The following is a 24,502-nucleotide window of genomic DNA, read 5'->3' on the forward strand; positions in this document are numbered from 1 at the left end:
AATACAGGACGAACCTGTATTTGTGTGGCCGGTTCAGTTTTTAAGTTCAATCAACGTTTGCTTTCGTCACCATGTCAAATCTTTTTCGTAAAAAATACTTACTTATTACAACTTCATTGGTTGTATTGATCGCTGTTGTTGCGTTCATGTTTAAAGACAATCGGCACATTGATTACAATACTGATGTAAAACCCATCCTCAATAAAAAATGTATTTCCTGCCACGGTGGTGTAAAGAAGCAGGGCGGTTTCAGTTTACTCTTCAGAGAAGAAGCATTGGCCGAAACAAAAAGCGGTAAGCCTGCTATTATTCCCGGTGATCCTGATGCAAGTGAAATGATCAGAAGGTTGACGCTGAAAGATGAAGAAGAGCGCATGCCTTATAAAGAACATCCTCTTGCTGAAGAAGAAATCAATGTGCTGCGTACATGGATTAAACAGGGAGCCAAGTGGGGAACACATTGGGCATATGCAACAGTGGAAGAACAGGAAGTGCCCAAAGGCAAACGTCGCTTCTTTCGTTTGCTGCCTGCAAAGAAAAACGAATGGGTGCTGAATGATGTTGACTATTTCGTATATGATAAACTGAACGAACAAAAACTGACTCCTTCAGCAGAAGCAGATAAAGCAACATTATTACGTCGTGTAAGTTTGGATATAACAGGTCTTCCTCCATCAGAAAAAATCGCACAGCAGTTTTTGAATGATTCCACTGCAGGTTCGTATGAACACTTAGTAGATAGTTTATTGGCTTCGCCGCAATACGGCGAACGCTGGACATCGATGTGGCTGGACATGGCCCGTTATGCCGATACAAAAGGTTATGAGCGTGATGGCTATCGCTCCATCTGGCGTTACCGTGATTGGTTGATACAATCTTTCAATGAAGACAAGCCGTACAATACATTTTTAATTGAGCAAGTGGCAGGCGATCTGCTGCCCAACCCAACAGATGCACAGTATATTGCCACTGCCTTTCACCGTAACACCATGACGAATGATGAAGGAGGTACAGATAATGAAGAGTATCGAACAGCTGCTGTAATGGATCGGGTGAACACTACCTGGGAAACGCTGATGGGTACAACATTCGCCTGTGTGCAATGCCACAGTCATCCGTATGATCCGTTTAAGCATGAAGAGTATTACCAGTTTCTTGCGTTCTTCAATAACACACGTGATGAGGACACGTACGAAGAGTATCCTGTGTTGCGTGAATATAAAAATGCAGACAGTTTAAAGTTTGAAAAGCTGAGTGCATGGCTGCAGCAACATGTATCGAAAGAAAAAAAAGCAGAGATCATCCGTTTTCTTAAAACAGGACAACCGGTTATTAACTCTGTGGTGTGCGATGCATTTACCAACAGTGCGTTGGCCGATACCAAATGGTTGTCGCTAAGAAATAACGGAAGTACTCGCATTAAAAAAGTTGATCTGCATACAAAAGATCAATTGCTGTTTCGTTATGCAACCGGTGTTGAAGGGGGTGTGTGGACGATTCATCTTGATAGTGCGAATGGTAAAGTGATTGCAAGTGTTCCATTGAAAACAACAAAAGGTTGGGCTGTTGCAAATACATCATTACCCGTTACCGAAGGCGTGCATGATATTTGGTTGACTTATAAAAATCCCAACCTGAAGAAGCCTGAAGATAACGGTGCCAACTTTAGCTGGTTTTATTTCACACAAACATTTCCCGGTAAAGAACAACCCGGCTACGATTCTGCTAAACAGCATTACATCGATCTCATCAGTTCGACACAATACACTTCTACACCCATCATGGTTGATGGCGCAAACAGTTTTGCACGAACAACACATGTATTTGAACGTGGCAACTGGATGGTGAAAGGAGCTGAAGTAAAACCCGGCGTACCGCACACGTTGAATGCAATGCCTGCCAATTCACCTGCAAACCGTTTAGGATTGGCTATGTGGTTAACAGATAAAAAGAATCCGTTGGTTTCACGCACCGTTGTAAACCGCATATGGGAACAATTGTTTGGTCATGGTCTTGCAGAAACATTGGAAGACATGGGTACACAAGGCATTCCGCCAACACACCAACAATTGCTCGATCATTTATCGTGGCAGCTGATGCATAAGTATAACTGGAGTTTAAAAATACTCATTAAGGAAATTGTATTATCAGCAACATATCGTCAAAGTTCCATTGCATCAAAAGAGTTGATTGAAAAAGATCCAACCAATAAATGGTATGCAAGAGGTCCACGTGTGCGACTCTCCGCAGAACAATTACGAGACCAGGCGTTGGCAGTAAGTGGCTTGCTGAGTTCAAAAATGTTTGGCAACAGTGTTATGCCTTACCAGCCACAAGGCATCTGGCTCACACCGTATAACGGAGAGAAATGGAAAATGAGCGATGGTGAAGATAAATACCGCCGTGCCGTATACACCTTCTGGAAACGCAGTGCTCCTTATCCGTTTATGATGATGTTTGATGGCGCTGCACGCAATGTTTGTGTGGCACGACGCATTAATACCAACACACCGTTGCAGGCCTTGGTTACATTGAACGATTCTTCTTATATCGATATGGCCAGAAACTTTGCATACGAATTAAAACGTGACGGATTAAAGGATGCAACACTGCAGATCAGTAAAGGATATGAACGAATGATGTACAAACCCATCAGCAAAGAAAAATTAAAAGCGCTGGCCGATCTGTACACACAATCATTGCAAACATTCAATAAAGATAAACTGAAGGCATGTGAAGTAATTGGCATGGACAGTAAACACAATAATCCTGAAACAGCAGCATTGGTAGTGGTAATGAACGCCATGCTTAACCTGGACGAATGGATCACAAAAAATTAATTCTGTAAACGTATACTATGACACGTAACGAATTAAATAACGAACGTCTTGCTGCAGAAGCAAAACAAAAAGAACTGCAGTTCTTTACCCGTCGGCATTTCTTAAAAGAAAGCGCCATGGGTTTTGGTGCATTGGCGTTGGGATCACTGCTGGGCAGTTGCGGCAACAATATGGGTATGGCTTCATCGCCTGTATTTGATGCGGCACATCCATTGGCTCCACGCATGCCGTTCTTTCCTGCAAAAGCAAGATCGGTTATTTACCTGCACATGGCAGGTGCACCATCGCAACTGGAATTATTTGATTATAAACCTGAGCTGGCGAAACTGAACGGACAGGATTGTCCGCCTTCTTTACTCGAAGGAAAAAAGTTTGCCTTCATTCGTGGTGTGCCGAAAATGTTAGGGCCGCAGGCAAACTTTAAACAGCATGGCAAGAGTGGTTTGTGGGTGAGCGATTACCTGCCGCATTTTTCTACGATTGTTGATGATGTGTCGATCATTAAATCAGTTACAACCGATCAGTTTAATCATGCACCTGCACAATTGCTGATGCATACGGGTAGTGCACGGTTAGGCCGGCCAAGTATTGGCAGTTGGGTGACGTATGGTTTAGGAACAGAAAATCAAAATCTGCCCGGCTTTGTGGTGTTAACATCGGGTGGTAATAATCCCGATGCTGGCAAGAGTGTTTGGGGCAGTGGATTTTTACCAAGTGTCTACCAAGGTGTGCAATGCAGAAGCGAAGGTGATCCTGTTTTGTTCATCAACGATCCGCAAGGTGTTGATCGTGATTTACGCAAAGCTTCGATCGATGCTATTAATAAAGTGAACCAGGAACAATACAAGGAGTTCAATGATCCTGAAATTCTTTCACGCATTTCGCAATACGAGATGGCGTACAAGATGCAGATCTCAGTTCCGGAAGTGATGAATATTAATGATGAGCCAGAATACATTCGTGAAATGTATGGCGCACAACCGGGTAAAGGAAGTTTTGCCAACAATGTGTTGCTTGCACGTAAGCTGGTAGAGAAAGGTGTACGCTTTGTTCAGTTGTTCGATTGGGGATGGGATACACATGGTACCAGTGCAGATGGTGCCGTTGATATTGGCCTAATCAATAAATGCAGACAAGTTGATAAAGCAATGACAGCTTTGATACTTGATTTGAAACAACGTGGACTGTTAGACGAAACGCTGGTAGTTTGGGGAGGTGAATTTGGCCGCACACCGATGCAGGAAAACCGTGATGGAAAAGAAATGCCGTTCAAAGGAAGAGATCATCATGCAGAAGCATTCAGTATGTGGATGGCCGGTGGTGGTATTAAAGGTGGTACAACTTATGGCGAAACAGATGAGATTGGTTACACTATTACAAGTGGTAAAACAGAAGCATTCGATATACAGGCAACTATTTTAAATCAACTTGGTTTTGACCATGAAAAATTTACGTACGATTTCCAGGGCCGACCATTCCGCTTAACAGATGTGAGCGGAAAAGTGATCACCGATATTCTTGCTTAATCACATTCAAGACAACCAATCATTACAATGAATCAAGACCGTCGCAACTTTCTTAAATCAACTTCATCTGCAACAGCTGCAGCAATGCTGGCACCTTTTGCAGCAATGGCTGAAACAGAAAAACCATTATTCCCTTCAAATGATCAATTCAAATTACTGTTCATGCAAACAAGCTGGGGCTTTGCAGGTAACATTGAAGCTTTTTGTGCAGCTACAAAAAAAGAAGGGTATGATGGCATTGAAGTTTGGTGGCCTGCTGATGATAAAAAAGCACAGGATGAATTGTTTGCTGCATTAAAGAAACACAATTTGCAAGTTGGATTTTTATGTGGTGGTTCGCAAAGCAACTGGCAGGAACATTTGGCAACATTCAAAAAAAATCTGGATGCTGCAACAAGTAACAGCATTCAAAAACCGGTGTATATCAATTGTCATTCGGGTAGAGATTATTTTACGTTCGATCAGAACCAGCAATTCATCAGCTACAGCACGCAAAAGAATAAAGAAACAGGTATTCCTATATATCATGAAACACATCGTGGAAGGATGTTGTTTGCTGCACACATCACAAGGCAGTTCATTGAAAAAAATCCTGCGTTGCGTTTAACACTTGATATATCGCATTGGTGTAATGTGCATGAAAGTTTATTGGCCGATCAGAAAGAGACAGTTGATCTGGCGTTGACAAGAGTGGGACATATTCATTCACGTGTTGGTCACCAGGAAGGGCCACAGGTAAACGATCCACGTGCGCCTGAATGGGAAGCAACCGTAAAGCAACATCTTGCGTGGTGGGATAAAGTGATTGAACGTAAAAAAGCAAACGGCGAACAGATGACGATCTTAACAGAGTTTGGTCCGCCGAATTACATGCCAACATTGCCTTACACAAGACAGCCGCTGGCAGATCAATGGGCGATCAATGTGTACATGATGCAGATGTTGAAGAAAAGATATGAATGAGATGATTAGTGCGGTTTCGTCTGACGAGCAACCTTTGAAGAATAAATTAATAAACAGATTTAGTTAAAGTAAAATACTCGCAGCTTTCTATCATGCTTTTAACTGTATCAGAATTTCTTGGTCGTTTTCATCCGGTGCTGGTGCATTTGCCAATCGGTATTTTATTGATTGCAGCTGTATTTTATGTACTGTCGATGCGTGAACAATACAAGGCTTTGCAACAGGCAACAACAGTTGCGTTGTTGCTGGGCATGTTGAGTGCTGTCGGCTCCTGCATCAGCGGTTACTTGTTATCCATCAGCGGCGATTATGAAGCCGATATAGTTAGTACACATAAATGGATGGGCTTTGCTGTTGCTGCTGTTGCCATTGTATCATACTTTCTGCATACAAGAAAAAACAATGCTGTAAAGTGGATGATCGGGTTAATGACGTTGCTTATTTTTATTACAGGGCATTCAGGTGGTTCACTTACACATGGTTCCGATTATCTTACTAAATCAATCACTACTCCTGCAGCAAAAACAGAACTTAAACCTATAGGCAATGTGCAGGAAGCTGTAATGTACAAAGATGTAGTGCAGCCTATTTTGGAAGAAAAATGTTACAGCTGCCACAATGAAACTAAACAAAAAGGAAAACTCCGGCTCGATGGCCCTGAATGGATCAGCAAAGGTGGGAAGCAGGGTGAAGTAGTGATTACCGGCAATGCTGATGAAAGCGAACTCATCAAACGACTCCTGTTACCCAAGCAGCATGAAGACCACATGCCGCCGAAAGAAAAACCACAATTAAAAGAAAAAGAAATAGCATTGCTGCATTGGTGGATCAACTCTGGTTTATCATTCGATAAAAAAGTAAAAGACCTTGCACAAACAGAAAAAATAAAACCATTGCTGTTGAGTTTGCAATCTGCAGTAAATAATGAAATAAAAGCAAAACCACAAATCCCAGAGGCCCCGGTTGAAAAAGCCGATGCTGCTGCCATAAAAAAACTGGCGGAAAGGGGAGTGGTAGTGTTGCCTGTTGCACAAAACAGTAATTATCTGCTGGCAAATTTTGTAACACTACAGAATTTAAAAGAAGAAGACATCAAACTCTTATTGTCAGTAAAAGAACAACTTGTTTGGGTAAAGTTCGCTAACCAACCGATAAATGATGCAATGCTTTCTATCATTGCAGAATGCAAAGCGATTACCCGATTAGATATCAGTTATACAAAAATCACTGACAAAGGATTTACGTATCTGCAAGAATTGACCAACCTGCAATCACTTAACCTGGTTGGCACAGCCGTTACAACAAACGGATTGATGCAATTAAAGAATAATAAAGAGTTACAGGCGGTTTACATCTATCAATCATCGGTTGACAAAAAAACAGTAGTCTCTTTAAAAACAAGTCTTCCTAACGTAACCATTGATACAGGCGGCTATAGTGTGCCAACACTGGCAGGCGATACGACGGTATTTACTAAGCCCAAATAATGATCTTGTGTAACTGGAGTACATAAAAAAGAAAAGCCACCCGAAGGCGACTTTTAAAGCTGTGGAGAATACCGGAGTCGAACCGGTGACCTCTTGCATGCCATGCAAGCGCTCTAGCCAACTGAGCTAATTCCCCGATGGGCAGCAAATATAGCAGTTTTTGTAAAAGAAAATCATTCGCTGTTTTGCGCTTATCTTGCGCTAACGATTGTATTTTTCTAAAATTTTAGCTGTATGGATATTCAGTTCAATAAGAATGATGATGTGATGAAATTGTCGCTCACCGAAATGCGGAAACGTCTGCAAAAGATTTATGAAGGCGGCGGTAAAAAATCAATAGAAAAACAAAGGGAGCGAAATAAACTCACTGCACGTGAACGTATCGACTATTTAAAGGACGCTGATAAACCATTTATTGAAATCGGTGCTTTTGCCGGTTATGAAATGTATGCTGAGCAAGGTGGCTGTCCCGCAGGTGGTACTGTAGCCGGTATTGGTTATGTAAGCGGACGGCAATGTGTGATCGTAGCAAATGATCAAACTGTAAAAGCAGGGGCATGGTTTCCTATCAGCGGAAAAAAGAATTTACGATTGCAGGAAATAGCAATGGATAATCGTTTACCAGTAATTTATTTGGTTGATAGTGCTGGTGTCTTTCTGCCCATGCAGGATGAAATTTTTCCCGATAAAGAACATTTTGGACGCATCTTCCGCAATAATGCAAGGATGAGTGCAATGGGAATTACACAGATTGCTGCGGTGATGGGTGCATGTGTTGCAGGTGGTGCTTACTTACCTATTATGAGCGATGAAACGTTAATGGTGGAGGGTAACGGTTCTATCTTTTTAGCTGGCCCTTATTTGGTGAAAGCTGCCATTGGTGAAGATATTGATGCCGAAACACTCGGTGGTGCTGCAACTCATACCGAGATATCAGGCATCGCTGATTACAAATTCAAAACAGAAGAAGAATGTTTGGATGAAGTAAAGAAGCTGATGAACAAGTTGGGTGCAAAAAAGAAAGCAGGATTCGATCGGATTGCTTCGAAACCACCAAAAAAAGATCCACAGCAGTTGTATGGTTTGTTTCCCGCCGATGGTAAAACCTATGATATGCTGGAAATTATTGAACGCATTGTTGACGACAGCGACTTTGACCAGTTTAAACAGGATTACGGTAAAACCATTCTCTGCGGTTATGCACGCATTGATGGCTGGGCAGTTGGTATTGTCGCTAATCAACGCACCATTGTAAAGAATAAGAAAAACGAAATGCAGTTAGGTGGCGTGATCTATAATGACAGTGCTGATAAAGCTGCCCGATTTATTCTCAACTGTAATCAAAAGAAAATACCATTGGTGTTTTTGCAGGATGTAACCGGCTTTATGGTGGGGAGCAGAAGTGAACATAGCGGTATTATAAAAGACGGTGCAAAAATGGTAAATGCCGTGGCGAACAGTGTTGTGCCGAAGATCACCATTGTTATTGGCAACTCGTATGGAGCCGGTAATTATGCAATGTGCGGCAAGGCATATGATCCCCGATTTATTTATGCATGGCCAACTGCAAAAATTGCTGTGATGGGTGGAGACCAGGCAGCAAAAACTTTATTGCAGATACAGGTGGCGGCTATGAAAGCAAAAGGTAAAGAAGTAACCGCAGAGGAAGAAAAGAAATTGCTGGATGAAATAAAAGGCAGGTACGAAACACAAACAACGCCTTATTATGCAGCCGCACGTTTATGGGTTGATGAAATTATTGATCCGGTTGAAACAAGGAAAGTGATCAGTGAAGGAATTCATGCAGCCAATCATAATCCTGATATGGATGATTTGAGGGTGGGTGTGTTCCAGGTGTGATGACTTCGTCGGTACGGCCCTTAGGCCGTCGGACGTATGTATAAGGATAATGCGAACTAAGGCATTGACAAAATAAAAAGCTCCATCTTATGATGGAGCTTTTCTTATAAGATCAATAGCTGTTGCTTACGCCTTCGCCGTTTTCAATTCGTTTGAATTCAACAATGCATAACCACCAAAGAACATGGTGCAGAATACAACTGTCGCATAAATGCTGCCAGTGTAAAATGGAATACCATCAGTCAATGTAAGCATCAATCCTTCCATTGTTTTCGGATGACGGAGCCCGCCACCACCAAGCCACACAAGGGAATTACTTACAAAGAAATAAACAGTAGGTCCGGCTAAAGCGCCCAAACCAATTTGCCATACCTTCTTTTGGTTAATGAAGAAACCAATTACAGTTAATCCTGCAAATAAAATATAGTTCGTGAGCTGGCCGCCATAAAAACCTTTGATGGACGAAAGACCTGCGCTGTACAAAACCTGGTACAACGCATCGCTGATAAACATGCTGAGGATAGGTAATGCAAATGCATATTTTTTATCCTTGATCATTGAACCCGCAAACAATGCAATGGCGATTTGCGGTGCAAAACCCAACGGACGGTTTGGCAAAATGCGGTAAAGAGCAGCAACAACAACCAGTGCTAATAATGTAAAAACGAATGTTTTATTCAACTTCATAATAACCAATATTGAACAGCAAAAGTAACTAAAAACAACTCCCGACCGTTCATTTTTTCTTGGGCTTTTTCCCAATATGTGGATAAGCCATAAACCTTAATTTTAGCTTATGGCAAAACACCTTGAAACGGGCAGGCAGGGAGAGGAGTTAGCAGCCGAATGGTTGCTGGCACAGGGTTTTGTGATAATGCACAGGAACTGGAAGCACTCTTATTTTGAATTAGATGTTGTTGCCTCGAAAGATAATATCCTGCACTTTATTGAGGTAAAAACGAGAACAACTGATACATACGGCCACCCGGAAGAAGGCGTTACGGCCAAAAAACTGGAGCGACTAATGAATGCGGGTGAAGAATTTCTACATCAATATCCTGAATGGAAAAGGATACAATACAACATACTGAGCATTCGTCTGCATAGATATAAAGCGCCGGAGTATTTCTTTTTGGAAGATATTAGTTGAGAAAGGCTCAAGAAACAGAGAAAAGGTACAAGGCGTAAGAAATAAACAAGGCACAAGGTTCAAGTTTTACTCTTGTGCCTTGTGCCCTGTACCTTGAAACTTCGTTTAATATTTTGGATTAACTCCGGTATAATTATAAGGGGTAATTGCACTCAATTCTTTCTTCACCTCAGCGCTTACTTTCAAACCTTTGATAAACGCCTGCATTGATTTTTGGGTAATAGCAGCATTACCTCTTGTTAATTCTTTCAATGCTTCGTATGGGTTTGGATAATTCTCCCGACGGAGAATTGTTTGTATTGCTTCGGCAACTACAGCCCAGTTATTTTCAAGGTCAAGTTTGATCTTATCTTCATTCAACAAGAGTTTATTTAACCCTTTATCAATTGATTTCAGTGAAAGGATGGAATGTGCAAACGGAACACCGAGGTTACGTAACACTGTTGAATCGGTAAGGTCACGTTGCAATCTTGATACAGGAAGTTTGGCTGATAAATGTTCGAACAAGGCATTGGCGATACCAAGATTACCTTCAGCATTTTCAAAATCGATTGGGTTTACCTTATGTGGCATAGCGCTGCTGCCAACTTCGCCTTTTTTGATCTTTTGTTTGAAGTAATCCATAGACACATAGGTCCAGATATCTCTGCAAAGATCAATGAGAATGGTGTTGATGCGTTTGATGCTGTCCATCTGCGCAGCAAGATTATCGTAATGTTCAATCTGTGTAGTGTATTGCTGACGTTGCAGTCCAAGTTTTGTTTCAACAAATTCGTTACCGAATTTCACCCAGTCTTTCTTTGGGAAGGCAACATAATGTGCATTGAAGTTGCCGGTAGCACCGCCAAACTTTGCTGATGTGGGCAAGGCAGATAATTGTTGCAATTGATTTTCGAGGCGCTCAACAAATACCATGATCTCTTTTCCGAGTTTGGTAGGCGATGCAGCTTGGCCGTGTGTTCGTGCAAGCAATGGAATGTTCTTCCATTCTTTTGCAAAACCTTTCAACTTTAAGATCAATGTTGATATTGATGGTAACAGCTCATTTTCCAATGCTTCTTTCCATGATAATGGAATGGAGGTATTGTTGATGTCTTGCGACGTAAGACCAAAATGGATCCACTCTTTCAGGTCATTTAAGTTGAGCGATTCGAGTTCACGTTTCAGAAAATATTCAACTGCTTTTACATCGTGGTTGGTAATGCTTTCAAGATTCTTGATCTCTTGCGCCTGAGCCACGGTAAAATTCGTCACCACATCTTTTAATGCCTGTTGCTGTTTTGGCGTGAGTTTAAAGAATTTCTTTTCAGACAGAAACAGGAAGTATTCGATCTCTACCAGTACACGGTAACGGATAAGTGCAAATTCTGAGAAATAAGCATCGAGTTGATGCAATTGATTACGATAACGTCCGTCGACCGGGGAAATAGCTGTGAGATTTTGAAGTTCCATGAAATTGATTACAGTTTGTAGTTAATTAGTTGGCTGAAGTATTGCTGCGTATTGTTGTTGCCGTACAAGTGAGTGACACAACCAAAGTTCAATAGCAGCAAACAGCCTGCCCACCAAAAAATCCTTTTCTTTGCAGCGCAAAAGTAAATGAATTGAAGAAGATAAAAGTTGGTGCTGTCAGTTATTTAAACACAAAACCCATGATGTATGGTATGCAGAACGATGCGTTTCTGCAGGATCATGAACTGGTGCCCGATTATCCGTCGAAAGTGGCTGATATGTTGAAGTCTGGTGTGGTGGATGTGGCGTTGGTACCGGTTGCGTTATTACACGAATTGCCCGAATATCATATTGTGAGTGATTATTGTATCGCTTCTGACTTTGAAGTGGCTTCGGTTTGTTTGTTCAGCGAAGTGCCGGTGCATGAACTAACTACTGTTTATCTCGATTACCAAAGCCGCACTTCGGTGGCATTGGCCAAATTGCTGATGAAAGAATTTTGGGGTATTTCTCCACAATTGATCGATGCAAAAGATGAAAGTTATCGTACAAAAATAGAAGGCACAACAGGTGCTGTGGTTATTGGCGACAGGGCTTTGGAACAACGGCGGCTTTCTACCTATATCTATGACCTTGCTGCGGAATGGCAAGCGATGACACATCTGCCTTTTGTGTTTGCGGTGTGGGTTAGTCTGAAACCGATGAGTAAAGAATGGATCGATCGTTTTAACGCCGCCAATGCAGTTGGTTTTACTGTGATCGATGAAATTGCTGAACAGCAGAAATATCCTGCGTACGATCTGCGTAAATATTATACACATAACATCAGTTATTTACTGGATGACGAGAAGCGGAAGGGGATGCAAAAATTCCTCGAGTTTTTAAATGCGTAAAGTTTTATTTTTAAGTATGCCTGTTAACCGGATGCATTACATTCTCCGTTTTTGTTTCGTATTCCTGTTCATTTGCTTAACAGTGCTTCTTCATGCACAGCAGTTACGGTACCAGTTTAAGAATTACACACCTTCGGATGGATTGCCCAGTTCGGAAACGTACCAGGTTATGCAGGATGCAAATCATTACATGTGGTTTGCCACCGATCACGGTGTGTGCAGGTATAATGGGTATGAATTTGAAACGTTCAACTTGCCTGATAATTCTATTATGGGTTTGTATGAAGACTGGAAGAGGCGAATATGGGCATTCACATTCTCGGGTCGTTTGTTTTATTATGAGAATGGGAGGTTTGAGGATTACAAGTGGAACAATAAGTTGGTTACAGCAATAAGGCCGGGAGTTATTCAAGCTTTATATGTTGATAGTAGTGACAGGGTGCATATTTCATCTTCCGGGCCTTACTATGTAACTATTGATAAAAATGGCATATTGACCAGGGAAATCGAACTAAGCTCGGTTGGGAAATTTGAGGTTTTTGAAACTAAAGAACCGGATTTTTTTGTAAGAGTTGTTGCTTACCCAGAAAAGCTTCAAAGTTTACTTTATCTTAAAAGTGACTCAAAAAGTGAGTTTAAGATTGTGCTTAAAGAAAAAAATCTAGTTCTTAAAATTCCTCACCTAATACAGCATGAACGATGTCGTTTAAAACGTCTCTCTGATGGCCGGTTAATTTTGTACACAAAGGACAGTTATACAATCATTAGAGCTGCTAATGATTATAATTATGTAAAAACCACATATACTATTGATGACATCGAAGAAATTGATGGCAGTCTTTTTCAGGCAACTGAGGAAGGGGTGCATGTTTTAAACAGAAAAGGTGAAGTGGTTGAGAAGTATCTTGAAGGGATGCATGTCACTTCGCTGGAACGTGATTATGAAGGAGGTGTTTGGGCTACGACACTAACTAACGGCGTTTTTTATCTTAACCATTTCCGAATTAAGCATCTTGCGTATGATAGTGTTATTGTAAATAAAAGAATCAATATATTATACCGATTAAGTGATGCGTCAATATTGGCTGGAGTTCATGGTAATGAGGTAATTAGATTTAAACCGAGTTATTTTTTCAGAAGTACCAGAGTTGAACTAAAGGACGTAGTTTCATTTTACGAATTGAACCCATCATTGGTTTTGGTTGGAGGTCCGGTTGGCTGGTATAATTCAAAATTATGGACCATAACCAAGCCTGATAAAGGCGACTCTATCACCTACCTGCAAATACCCAACAACTCAAATTTCACCATTAAGGATAGTTTTTTATATAGCGGACTCGCAACGTCGGTATATGAATATAAGATTGGGGATTTTAAGGAACCTGTCAATTTCTATTCTTTGAAAGAGGTATTCAGGGCTTCCAAGATGTTTCTGGAAAACGATGGAAACATACTTGTTGGTAATCACTTTGGGCTTTGGCGTTATCGTTCAGGATTTATATCAGCTTACGATTCAACGAAGAAAATACTTAGTTCCCGAATTACAGATATTGCATACTATCAAAATAAGTTCCTGTGTCTTTCCACAAGGGGGAATGGAATGTTACTGATGGTGAATGACAGTATTTACCAGGTAAAGCATGCTGACGGGTTAGTAAGTGATAACATCAGAAGGATATATATTGATTCAAATGATATTTGGCTTGCTTCAAACAATGGGGTGTCAATTGTATCGATCAATTCTTTGCGGCCATTTCGATATACTGTCAGAAATATCACCGTTCAGGATGGGCTCCTCTCTAATGAGATTAATTCAATTATTAAAGATGGTAAAAATGTAGTACTTGCATCAAATAACGGCATTTCATTTATAAATAGAGAAGCAGTTATGTCAAAGAAAGTACTCGGGCTTCCTTTGTATATCGAAGAAATTAAAGTGAATAATTTATTAGCGGCTGCTGATGAACTGATGAAGCTGAGCTTTCGTAAGAGAAGTCTCTATATCAGCTATGAGGCATTGAACTACAGTGCCAACGGGAAAAATAATTATCGGTACAGATTATTAGGGTACGATACTAACTGGATAAATACAAATAATCGTGAGATCCAGTTCAATCCTTTGCCATATGGTGAATATCGCCTGCAGATTCAGGCAAAACGTGAATACGATCAATGGGATAATGCTGTAAGCTCTCTTGAACTCGCCATTAGTTGCAAGCCGCCTTTTTGGGCGAGTGGTTGGTTTTGGATTTTAGTTTTTGTATTTACGTTACTCTCTGTTTTTCTTTTTTTTCGACACAGGATCGCTTTAATTAAAAAACGGCAAGCAGAGAATGAAGCATTACAACGTAAGATCAGCGAATCGGAACAGATGGCGCTACGAGCTCAAATGAACCCTCATTTCATTTTCAATAGTCTTAATTCTATCCAGCAATATGTTATTGATAGCGATGTGAAAGGAGCTAATAACTTTATCTCTGGCTTTTCAAAACTGATCCGTCAAACACTTGAATTTTCATCGAAGGAATACGTCACATTGGATGAGGAAATAAGCTATCTCTCAACTTATCTTGATCTAGAGAAAGCAAGGATGGAAGGAGGATTTGTCTATAACGTAAACGTGCAAACGCAGAATCCGGCGTCTCAGCTTGAGATACCTCCATTGCTGTTACAGCCATATGTGGAAAATGCGCTACGGCATGGTATCAGGTATCTTAAGGGAGTTGATGGCGTAATTTTGCTATCATTTATTGAGCATCCCGAGTTACTTGAATGTATCATTGAAGATAATGGCATTGGCAGGGTAAAGGCTATGGAGTTAAAAGCAGTTAACCCAATCGAGTACCAATCACGTGGAATGTCATTAACCGCTGAGCGTATAGCTCTCTTAAATGAGGGGCTGACAAGAAAAATTGAAGTTATTATTGAAGACCTGAAAGACAGTGAAGGAAAAGCGTCAGGCACCAGGATAAGAGTGTTGTTTCCAGTTTAATATAGTTTAAGAGATCTTTATAAAGCTAAGAGTGCAATTATTCATTAGATTTACTCTTGGCAAATTTTTGGGTATGGAAAAAGCCATTTTCCCGCATCAAACAAAAAATTAGTTGCAAATGGTGAAAGTATTAACGGTTGATGATGAACCAAAGAATTTAAGGATCATTAAAGAGTTGCTGCGAGTATATTGCCCCAATGCTGCACATGTAGGCGAAGCGGATAATATTGAAACTGCACGTCAGCTCATCAACGAATTACAGCCTGACCTTGTTTTGCTTGATATTGAAATGCCACATGGTAATGCATTCGACCTGCTTAATAAAATAATGCCCGTAAATTTCGAAATTGTATTTGTTACAGCATTTGATTCTTATACACTCAAAGCTTTCAAATATTCAGCACTTGATTATATTCTCAAGCCTGTTAATATTGATGAACTAAAAGCCGTAATAGCGAAAGCTGACCAAAGGGTTCACGAAAAAAATATAAATCAGCAACTAAGTTTTTTACTTCAGAATATGAGGCAGCCTTCTGCATCATTACATAAAATTGCGATACCGACTTTTAAAGATCAGTTGGAATTTATAGAAACAGATTCAATTCTTTATTGTGAGGCAAGCGGAGCTTATACCTTCATTTTCACCGAAGGAGGGCATAAGCTGGTTTCGGCTAAAAGCCTGAAAGAATACGAAGAAATGTTGCCTGAAAGTGTCTTCTTCCGGCTCCACCATTCGCACCTCATTAATCTTAATAAAGTAAAGAAATACCACAAGGGACGTGGAGGTGAGGTGGAAATGGACAATGGCGTTTTCCTGGAGGTGGCTACCCGCCGCAAAGATGAATTTCTGAAGCGGATAGGCTATTAAATCAACATATTTACACAGTTATTTAGGTATCTGCACGTGTACCAAGTAAACGCTGTTTGTTCCACATTTTCATAAGATTAGGTTTAGCTTCGCATTACCTATAACTTAATGGCCGTTGTTTAACCTCCTGTGAAAAACCCTATACTTTTCACCTTACAAGCGTTACAATTCCGCTTCTTTTAATTAATCCGCAGGCATTTTTTGCGTTGATGGTATAGGTATAAACTCCCGGAGTTTGCGCTACAGCTTTGAAATTTCCATTCCAGCAACTAGCAGGATCAGTGGTGTAAAAGACCCTTTCGCCCCACCTGTTATAAATGCTGAATGCAAGTTCAGTTACAGTCCCCCAGTTTTTTATGCCGAAGCAATCATTTATACCATCATTGTTTGGTGTAAATGCATTTGGCATTAAATAGTTTCCGGAATTAGAAGCCGTTACTAAAACGGTGACACTATCAATATTGCTGCAGCCATTTATATCTTTTCCTGTTACAACGTAGTTCGTTGTTATTATTGGTGAGGCAATGGGATTTTGAATCAATGCATTGTTCAATGTGCCGGAAGGCATCCATGCATATTGAATAGCTCCGGTAACATTCAACTGGCAGCTGGCATTGCTGCAATCAACATCGTTCGATTTTGATGTTGTGAGTACTGGCAATGGGTTAACGGCAACTGTTGTAGTTAATGTTTCAGATATATTACATAGCGTATCCCTGATAGTAACATTATAGTCGGTTGTGCTTATTGGATGGGCAATTGTATTAGCAAGATTGCTGTTAGATAGTGAAGATGATGGGCTCCAGCTATAAATATCTCCACCTGTTGCTATTAGTTGCACACTATCTCCTATACAAACTGATGTGGTTGGGCTAATGCTGAAGGTATTTGGTTGTCTTACATCTACATGCACTGAATCAGTGTTGCTGCAATTGTCGGCATTCATTACAGTCACATTGTAAGTTGTGCCAACTGATGGTGTGGCAACAGGATTAGCAATGGCGGGATTGTTTAATGTGTTGCCGGGCAACCAAACATAAGAAGAACCACCGCCAGCGGTTAATTGTATGCTACTGCCACTGCAGATCAATGTATCGTTCGGAATAGTTATAGTTGGTTTAGGTTTAACGGTAACTGTAATACTGTCTTTAGCTGTGCAGCCAAAACTGTTTGTTCCTGTAACAATATATTCTGTGGTTGCAGAAGGAGAAGCAACAGGATTTGAAATAACTGTATTAGAAAGTCCTGTTGCAGGCGACCATTGGTAATTTAAAGCACCTGAAGTATTTATTTGTATGGTTGAACCAATACAAATAGCAGAGTCAGAACTGGTGTTAATCAGCGGAGTGTCAACAGTGATTTTTACACTGTCTCTTGAAATGATTACAGGAGAGAATGAGATATCATCTAAAGCAAAATCATTACCATTTGAATTTGTATTTTTATTAATTATTGAAATAGTAGCAGATGTTGAATTGCCTGAATTCCAGGTTGTGTAAAACTGATTCCAAGTACAGGGAGGTAGGCTTGCATTAATAAGTTTGCCAATGCTGTTACCGTTAATAGCAAATGACAGCTGTGCTGGATTGGGAGTTGATAAGGAAGAAATCCAAGTTGAAAACACATAGTTTGTATTAGGGGTCACATTTACAGTTGTTTTCCAGACTTCTGCCTTAGAAGTTGGAGAACCATTTACTAATAACATATTCCCATTGCCTGTTGTATTGTCTGTACACGGAAAATGTGCAAAGTACCATGTAGCAGGATTGTTACCAACATAGTACTCGCCCTCTTTTGTGTTGTTTTGGGTGAATTGGTACTGAGAAGTGAAGCCGTTGTTGCCTGAACTAAAATTTCCGTTTGTAACTAAATTGATACCACCTCTCTCTGTTGTTAAGTAGTAGGTTATGTTTTGCGTTGTTGAACTTATAGGGTTCTGATCGCTTGAATTACTTAAGAAATTTGTAGGCGACCAACAATAAGAAAGGGCAGGAGATGCAAGCAGTCGTTTAGTGTTGCCAAGACAGATTGTTGTGTCGCTAGTAAGTATTAACTGATGATCGCTCTTGATTGACACATTAATTGTTTTGGTGATAGTATCGTAGCAGGTTTGATACTTACGAATCAATAAAACAGTATAATTCCCGGCTGTTGTATATGTGTGAGATATTAATGGGGAGTTTTTTATGATTGTACCATCACCAAGATTCCATGCAATACTGTCATATGAAGTAAGGGAAGTTTCATATTGTATTGTATATGGAGAACACGGATTTCGTATAATTGAGAAATCGAAGCCTTCTAGTCCGCAACTATTCAAATTGCAACTGTCGGTACTAAACATACAAGAGTCGTTGCTAGAATTGATTGCTGCATTGCCAATAAGTGAGCCATTCCAACTGTTGTTTCCTTGTTTATTTAATAAATTTTCAAATGTATAATAGGCAAGTAGGCCAGTTTGTGTTGTTGGATTTGGAATTGGCGAATTCATATATGCTTTTATTTCTGTCTGCGTCCGTGCTACATTCCAGATACGTACTTCGTTAATAAATCCATTCATATTCTCAGGTGTTCCCGTTGTGCTGGGCGCATAATCACCAATAGTCGTTATCCAATTATTAAGTATTAAATTCCCTGTAGCTGGTATTTCTTTCAACAGAAAGCCATTTCTGTAAAATTTCAATGAACTGCCGTTGTAAGTCATTGCCACGTGATAGGTCTTGTTAAGTTCAATTTCACAAACAGGGGGTGTTTGAAAAAAACCATTGGTTGTAGTGATCTCTGCATTATTTGGTCGTAATAAATAATTACAGTCACTTGGTTTGTCATGTTTCGAAACTAAATCACCAGCATACAGATAGCCGCCGGTATATGGTGAAATTCTGTTAAAGCTTGCTTCGATTGTCAATTGGCTGCCGCTAATATCCAGATCGCCGATTTTTACCGCATCACCTGGATTAGTTGTTTTGAGCCAATTATTACATGGTATTTGACAGGTGCCGGCAATAGCCATTGCCTCGTCGGCATTTAAAACACGGTTGTAAATTCTTACCTCATCCATCTTGCCTTTATACCAGTCTCCAAATGAATCTCCTTTTTTCCCAAATGAAATTTTTGAACTTCCATCTTTTAAAATAAATTTTGTTTGCGACAGGTCAGATGATTCAAGAATGCCATTTACATATAGTTTCCATACTCCATTTTTGTAAGTGGATATGATGTTATACCAACATGGGTTATAGGAAAGTGTTGTGTTGCTATTAAGAATATGATTGTATGCATACCCACTCATAGCCTTATAGTTAAATAGATATACGCCATAGTTCCACAACGATAGAGTAAAATCCGGGTGTGCCGGTGCTTTAACTACTAATGCTTCTGCTGGCCATGTATAACCTTGATCAGGTAACACCCAAACAGAAATAGAAAAAGAATCTTGTGGAGCAAAATTATACAGACTAGAGAAAGGTAATTGTATATATGAATTTGTTCCGTTGAAATAATAAGCGCTATTTACATTGCCATTTTTGTCCGTTGTAATAGTCGCATTATTCACAGTGCCGTTTATATTATTGCCACTTATGTCATTTGCGTTTCCGGAAAAAGGGTAGTGTGCAATAAGTCCCTGCGTAAGATTTATCTGCGATAAAGCAGTATTGGAAAACAACAGGAAGAAGATCAGATAGGACTTCATTAAAAAATCATTTTAAAATTTTGCGAGGTTGACACCAATGGAATTGATTGGCTTAGAGATTATTTTCAGTCTAAAATAGTAATTAATTAATGCAAATAGGTTGCAATTAGGTAAGTTAAATGCAAAACACAGTTATTGTAATTATTGCACAGTTATTAAACAAGTATTAACGTAAGTGCATTAATATTCTATATTTAGCTTGCTCTTTAATACAGAAATTTAAAGTATGCAATTACAAAAAATTTAATTAAACCAATTGTTTATGAAAAAAAATGTTTTCTTTCTTTTTAGTATTTGTCTGTTGTCGTTTCTAATTTCAAGTTGTAAAGGTGATACAGGGCCTATCGGTCCAGCCGGACCAATAGGCCCAACTGGAGCTCCTGGTGCTACCGGCGCTACCGGTGCAACGGGCGCAACAGGATCTGCAAATGTTATTTATTCAAATTGGATTAACGTGACATTTTCAAATACAGGACCTTTTTGGGAAGGCACTTTAAATGCCGCAGGAATTACACAAACTGTAATGGACAGAGGTGTTGTGAATGTATATCTTAAAAATCAGGATGGGTTAGTTTTTCAATTAAATTATGTAACATCCGGAGGTAACTATATTCATTACTTTTTAACACCTGGCTTAATTACGATACGCTCAAATTACAATGCTACTTATCCCTATCGTTATATAATTATTCCTGGTAGTGTGTCAGGTGGTAGATTTACAAGCGGCCCAGCTGTAGGTTATTCTCTAGATCAAATCAAACGAATGACTTACGAACAGATATCTAATCTGTTTAGTATCCCAGCCGAAGGATCTAGCGATAAAAAGTAAATTTTGATTAGTTGTTGTTATAAAAAAAGCAATAAGTCTGTCTCTGGCTCATTGCTTTTTCTATTTAATAATCTTATTTGAATGCATAAAGCATACCTGCTTCTGAAATAATAGTTCCGTCTACTGTGGTAATTGGGGATAACAGTACTTTAAAATTGTGTTCTTTTAAATTTTTCACTAGTGAATCAGGCCCTTTATGATGCCACTCCATTAAAAAAGCAGAAACTTTATTAAGATATCCGCATTCTTTCAGTCTGTCCACAATATTGTATTCCTCTCCTTCGCAGTCTACTTTCAAAACCAACATATCATTATCTGTGATTTGTTCTTTTTCGATTACTTCTTTTAGGATATCCTTGATGTCTTTAAGTTCAATTTCGATACTTTGCTCTTTTTTAGTTTGAAATTGATGAAGCTCAATAAACTCCTGGTTTGTACTTGCTTCCATTGATCCACCCTCAAATAACGGGACAGTTAATAATGTGTTTTTATTACTGACACCGTAATTTGCTATTTGTATTTTGTCCTTAATCAGGGGATTAATTCTGAAGTTTTGTTTTGCTTCTTCAATTGTTGACGTAAATGGCTCAAAAGAATAAACTTTGGCTACATTCTGCTTTGATGCAAAAAACAGACTTGCAAGACCTGCATTCATCCCTATATCCAGGACTACATTTCTTCTATTTGACGTATGATAGTCATACATTTTTCTGCATATTATTTCATAGAAATTGCCAGCGTTTGATTCGCTGTTAATGTGAAAGGATACTCCCTCGGCAGTAAGTATTATGCCTTTTTCAGTTTTTTGAATATCATCAGCATGCGAATTATTAAATATCTCAATTATATAGTGTAGCGAAGTCTTAAAACAGCTGTTAATAGTAGCTATCTCAATTCTCGAATTTGACCTCGTAAAAATCAGGTGATTACCCTCTCTTCTTACTTGTGTGCATCTTTTTGGCGGCACATTATTATTTGAAAGGTTAAATGCTAATGCGGCATTTTTATATTTCGTCAGGTAGTAAAAAAAGAAAATCAACTTGCTACAAATTCTGGCTATTTTCATCTTGTATTTTTATAAAATTGTTTTAAAGGATTGATGATTTAGTGTTTTCACAATTTTCTCAAACGGCCCCTGGTAAACAAAATCATACGCATCTTTTCCTTCAGGAATCACATTCGGGCATTCGAAACAAACTTCTAACACACGTTTTACTTTCAAAGCTTCGGCTAACGAAAAAGGAGCTGATTGATTACCGATAAAGAATTTGCATCCGGCAATTACCTGTGCAAGTTCAAGAAAGTTTTGAACGGGTTTGTATTTCAATGTTGGGATCGATTGTTTCAGATCTTCATATTCTTCTTTCAATCCAACAAAAGTAAGGTTAGGGTAGTTGTTGAGAAATTGATAACTGATACCCGGTGCCCTGTAACGAAAACTGCGGGCAATCACGATCTCATCAGAAAATGATCTGTCCGGCTCAACTGTTAACCAGGGTTTTCCAAGATCGGCAGTAATACCATACATATGAAAATACCAGCGGCAGATATGATTGGTATTATAATCAAACGGGAAGTTTCTGAATTCATCGAGGTCGTAATCGATCTTTTGATCAGTCAATACATCACAAACAGCAAACTCCGGTTGTGAAAGCAAAAGCGGAGCAATCATCTCCACACTTTTCTCCGTAAGGATCTTTCCTTCATTTGCATGCTTCATGCTTTTCTTGTACAGCGATTTCTGATTGATCTGTAAATGAAGATGGATCTTTTTATCGCCAGCCAATGCCTTCATGGCGGGGATGGCATAAATGATATCTCCTACTAATCCAAAATGTTTGAAGTGAACAGCGGTTGGCTCAGTTGCAGGATACAGATCGGGCTGTTTTACATTGGAAATCGCTTTTGTAAATAGTTTTCGTTTTGCCTCCTGTTTAAATACCGCAATGTAGAGCCGCTCTAAAATATTCATACGCTGTTTTCTGTGCGCCTCAAAAGTAGCTATTTTACGGCATTGTAATCAGCAGTCCTCCATGTGATTAATGGGAAATGTATTACCTTGCCAGCCTGTGAATCGGCCAATAATCAGGCTTTTGCAGATAACACAATCAAGAAACGACCGTCTTCTATGCTCAGGAAAATAGGCTTATTATTTTACTACCTGTTTCGCTATCCTGTTTACAAATTGATGCTGGGCAAGATCGGTTCTTCATCTCGTATGATAGCTCCGACAATTACAGGTCACAGTCGCATTTTTATTGGTTCAAAAGTTTACATCAACGATAAAGCATGGCTTGCCTGTGAGCCATTAACAGGCGATGCAAATGCTGCACTTAAAATTGGAGATGGAACATACATCGGCCGCTTCAGTCATATTTACGCCACTTCAAAAATTGAAATAGGCCGGAAGGTGCTGATGGCGGATAAGGTTTATCTCAGTGATAATTTGCATGGTTATGAAAATGTAGAGTTGCCTGTTATTGATCAGCAAATTCGTCAAACAAACCCTGTGATCATAAAAGATGGTGCATGGTTGGGCGAAAATGTTTGTGTGATTGGGGCAAGTGTTGGCAAGAACAGCGTGATTGGTTCTAATTCAGTTGTAACAAAAGACATTCCTGATTATTGTGTGGCGGTTGGCAGCCCTGCTGTTGTCATCAAGCGCTATAATTTTGATACGAAACAGTGGTGCAAAACAGATAAAGAAGGACAATTTATTTAAATGAGTAAACGTAAAGTTTTAATTACCGGAGGCGCCGGTTTCATTGGGTCGAACCTTGCATTGCAATTACTGCAGCATGGGTATGAAGTAACGGTGCTGGATAACCTCTCCGAACAGATACACGGTGCAGATGCTGAAACCACTTCTCCTTTATGCCGGTCGATAAAAAATAAGGTTCACTTCATTAAAGGAACAGTTACCTCTGTTGATGATTGGAATAAAGCAATTGCTGATAATGAAGTAATAGTACACCTGGCTGCTGAAACAGGTACCGGTCAATCGATGTACCAGGTAAGCAAGTATGTGGATGTAAATATTGGTGGCACAGCTATTATGCTCGATCTGCTGGCCAATAACAAAACCAACGTAAAGAAAGTAGTGATCGCTTCTTCACGTGCTATTTATGGTGAGGGAAAATATATCTCGAAAGAGCTGGGTGTTGTTTATCCTGAACATCGTACAGCTGCGTTGATGGATGCAGGTAATTTTGACGTAACCTATCCGGGGGCAACAAGCCCGTTACAATTAACAGCTACTGATGAAGAATCAAAAATTCACCCTTCATCAGTGTATGGAATTACAAAGTATAACCAGGAGCAAATGGTGATGACGGTTTGTTCATCTATTGGTATTGCAGCTGTTGCTTTCCGCTACCAGAATGTTTATGGTCCGGGGCAATCATTAAGCAATCCATACACAGGCATCCTTTCTATATTTTCTACTTTGATCAAGAATAACAAGCCCATCAATATTTTCGAAGACGGGAAAGAGAGTCGTGATTTCGTATTTATTGATGATGTAGTGAAAGCAACCTTTCTTGGTATTGAAAAAGACGAAGCAAACGGCCAGGTATTCAATGTAGGAACAGGCGTTGCTACAACAGTTGAGGAAGTGGCTTCTTTGTTGGTTGAATATTACAATGTGCAGGTTCCGCTGCAGGTAAGTGGTAATTATCGTTTAGGCGATATTCGCCATAACTATGCTGACATCAGTAAGATCGAACGTTCACTTGGTTTTAAACCTTCCGTTGATTTTAAAACCGGCTTAAAGAAATTTACTGACTGGGTGAATGGGCAAGAGGTACAAAGCAGCAAGTACGAAGAGTCGATACGTGAGATGAAATCAAAAGGATTAATGAAATGAGCCATAAAAATTAACGAGCAAATTATATAAACCTGCGAAGTTCATTTTTATGGCGAATAACATGCGGCCAAAAAATAATTTTA

The 24,502-nt window shown here is 39.7% G+C and carries 17 protein-coding genes and 1 tRNA gene; 12 read left to right on the forward strand and 6 right to left on the reverse strand.

Going from position 1 to position 24,502, the window contains the following annotated elements:
- The first annotated feature begins 71 nt into the window (after positions 1 to 71).
- From WG954_RS13330 to WG954_RS13345, 4 genes are all read left to right on the forward strand, one after another.
- Positions 72 to 2,840 carry a DUF1553 domain-containing protein gene (locus WG954_RS13330; protein WP_340437111.1) on the forward strand — a complete coding sequence of 923 codons (2,769 nt, stop codon included), beginning with the start codon at positions 72 to 74 and terminating at the stop codon, positions 2,838 to 2,840.
- Between the two features lie 17 nt (positions 2,841 to 2,857).
- Positions 2,858 to 4,366 carry a DUF1501 domain-containing protein gene (locus tag WG954_RS13335; RefSeq protein ID WP_340437112.1) on the forward strand — a complete coding sequence of 503 codons (1,509 nt, stop codon included), beginning with the start codon at positions 2,858 to 2,860 and terminating at the stop codon, positions 4,364 to 4,366.
- A 27-nt stretch (positions 4,367 to 4,393) separates the two neighbouring features.
- Positions 4,394 to 5,329 (forward strand): sugar phosphate isomerase/epimerase family protein, encoded by a 936-nt coding sequence (locus WG954_RS13340; RefSeq protein ID WP_340437113.1) that lies wholly within the window; start codon positions 4,394 to 4,396, stop codon positions 5,327 to 5,329.
- 92 nt (positions 5,330 to 5,421) lie between these two features.
- Positions 5,422 to 6,816 (forward strand): c-type cytochrome domain-containing protein, encoded by a 1,395-nt coding sequence (locus tag WG954_RS13345; protein ID WP_340437114.1) that lies wholly within the window; start codon positions 5,422 to 5,424, stop codon positions 6,814 to 6,816.
- Positions 6,817 to 6,878: 62 nt separating this feature from the next.
- Here the strand turns inward: WG954_RS13345 and WG954_RS13350 are convergent.
- Positions 6,879 to 6,952 (reverse strand) — tRNA-Ala (locus WG954_RS13350).
- 98 nt (positions 6,953 to 7,050) lie between these two features.
- Between WG954_RS13350 and WG954_RS13355 the strand changes: the two genes are divergently transcribed.
- The gene (locus WG954_RS13355; RefSeq protein ID WP_340437115.1) at positions 7,051 to 8,676 is read left to right on the forward strand and encodes an acyl-CoA carboxylase subunit beta; all 1,626 of its coding nucleotides are present in this window, start codon (positions 7,051 to 7,053) and stop codon (positions 8,674 to 8,676) included.
- Between the two features lie 126 nt (positions 8,677 to 8,802).
- Here the strand turns inward: WG954_RS13355 and WG954_RS13360 are convergent, their stop codons facing one another.
- A complete protein-coding gene (locus WG954_RS13360; protein WP_340437116.1) occupies positions 8,803 to 9,363 on the reverse strand; it encodes a DUF6580 family putative transport protein in 561 nt (186 codons plus the stop codon).
- Positions 9,364 to 9,472: 109 nt separating this feature from the next.
- Here WG954_RS13360 and WG954_RS13365 point away from each other — a divergent pair, with 109 nt between their 5' ends.
- Complete coding sequence (locus WG954_RS13365; protein ID WP_340437117.1) at positions 9,473 to 9,826, forward strand: YraN family protein; 354 nt, start codon at positions 9,473 to 9,475, stop codon at positions 9,824 to 9,826.
- Positions 9,827 to 9,931: 105 nt separating this feature from the next.
- Here WG954_RS13365 and purB read toward each other — a convergent pair whose 3' ends face one another.
- Positions 9,932 to 11,278, reverse strand: coding sequence for an adenylosuccinate lyase (gene purB / locus WG954_RS13370; RefSeq protein WP_340437118.1), 1,347 nt, complete (start codon positions 11,276 to 11,278; stop codon positions 9,932 to 9,934).
- 152 nt (positions 11,279 to 11,430) lie between these two features.
- Between purB and WG954_RS13375 the strand changes: the two genes are divergently transcribed.
- The 3 genes from WG954_RS13375 (at position 11,431) to WG954_RS13385 (ending at position 16,031) form a co-directional block, all read left to right on the forward strand.
- On the forward strand, positions 11,431 to 12,171 hold the full coding sequence (locus WG954_RS13375; protein ID WP_340437120.1) for a menaquinone biosynthetic enzyme MqnA/MqnD family protein: 741 nt from the start codon (positions 11,431 to 11,433) through the stop codon (positions 12,169 to 12,171).
- Positions 12,172 to 12,340: 169 nt separating this feature from the next.
- Positions 12,341 to 15,163 carry a sensor histidine kinase gene (locus WG954_RS13380; RefSeq protein WP_340437121.1) on the forward strand — a complete coding sequence of 941 codons (2,823 nt, stop codon included), beginning with the start codon at positions 12,341 to 12,343 and terminating at the stop codon, positions 15,161 to 15,163.
- A gap of 118 nt (positions 15,164 to 15,281) precedes the next feature.
- Positions 15,282 to 16,031: a LytR/AlgR family response regulator transcription factor gene (locus WG954_RS13385; RefSeq protein WP_340437123.1), complete on the forward strand. Its 750-nt coding sequence runs from the start codon at positions 15,282 to 15,284 to the stop codon at positions 16,029 to 16,031.
- A gap of 148 nt (positions 16,032 to 16,179) precedes the next feature.
- On the opposite strand, the gene WG954_RS13390 is transcribed toward WG954_RS13385, so the two are convergent.
- Positions 16,180 to 19,725: a LamG-like jellyroll fold domain-containing protein gene (locus WG954_RS13390; protein ID WP_340437124.1), complete on the reverse strand. Its 3,546-nt coding sequence runs from the start codon at positions 19,723 to 19,725 to the stop codon at positions 16,180 to 16,182.
- Between the two features lie 262 nt (positions 19,726 to 19,987).
- Here WG954_RS13390 and WG954_RS13395 point away from each other — a divergent pair, with 262 nt between their 5' ends.
- Positions 19,988 to 20,554: a hypothetical protein gene (locus WG954_RS13395; protein ID WP_340437125.1), complete on the forward strand. Its 567-nt coding sequence runs from the start codon at positions 19,988 to 19,990 to the stop codon at positions 20,552 to 20,554.
- A gap of 73 nt (positions 20,555 to 20,627) precedes the next feature.
- On the opposite strand, the gene WG954_RS13400 is transcribed toward WG954_RS13395, so the two are convergent.
- Both WG954_RS13400 and WG954_RS13405 read right to left on the reverse strand, forming a co-directional pair.
- A complete protein-coding gene (locus WG954_RS13400; protein ID WP_340437127.1) occupies positions 20,628 to 21,620 on the reverse strand; it encodes an FkbM family methyltransferase in 993 nt (330 codons plus the stop codon).
- Between the two features lie 9 nt (positions 21,621 to 21,629).
- The gene (locus tag WG954_RS13405; RefSeq protein WP_340437128.1) at positions 21,630 to 22,526 is read right to left on the reverse strand and encodes a glycosyltransferase family protein; all 897 of its coding nucleotides are present in this window, start codon (positions 22,524 to 22,526) and stop codon (positions 21,630 to 21,632) included.
- 156 nt (positions 22,527 to 22,682) lie between these two features.
- Between WG954_RS13405 and WG954_RS13410 the strand changes: the two genes are divergently transcribed.
- Both WG954_RS13410 and WG954_RS13415 read left to right on the forward strand, forming a co-directional pair.
- The gene (locus WG954_RS13410; protein WP_340437129.1) at positions 22,683 to 23,276 is read left to right on the forward strand and encodes an acyltransferase; all 594 of its coding nucleotides are present in this window, start codon (positions 22,683 to 22,685) and stop codon (positions 23,274 to 23,276) included.
- Positions 23,277 to 24,419: an NAD-dependent epimerase/dehydratase family protein gene (locus tag WG954_RS13415; RefSeq protein WP_340437130.1), complete on the forward strand. Its 1,143-nt coding sequence runs from the start codon at positions 23,277 to 23,279 to the stop codon at positions 24,417 to 24,419. It abuts the gene before it with no gap.
- Positions 24,420 to 24,502 lie beyond the last annotated feature (83 nt).

This window comes from Lacibacter sp. H375 (genome assembly GCF_037892425.1).
Classification (GTDB): Bacteria; Bacteroidota; Bacteroidia; order Chitinophagales; family Chitinophagaceae; genus Lacibacter.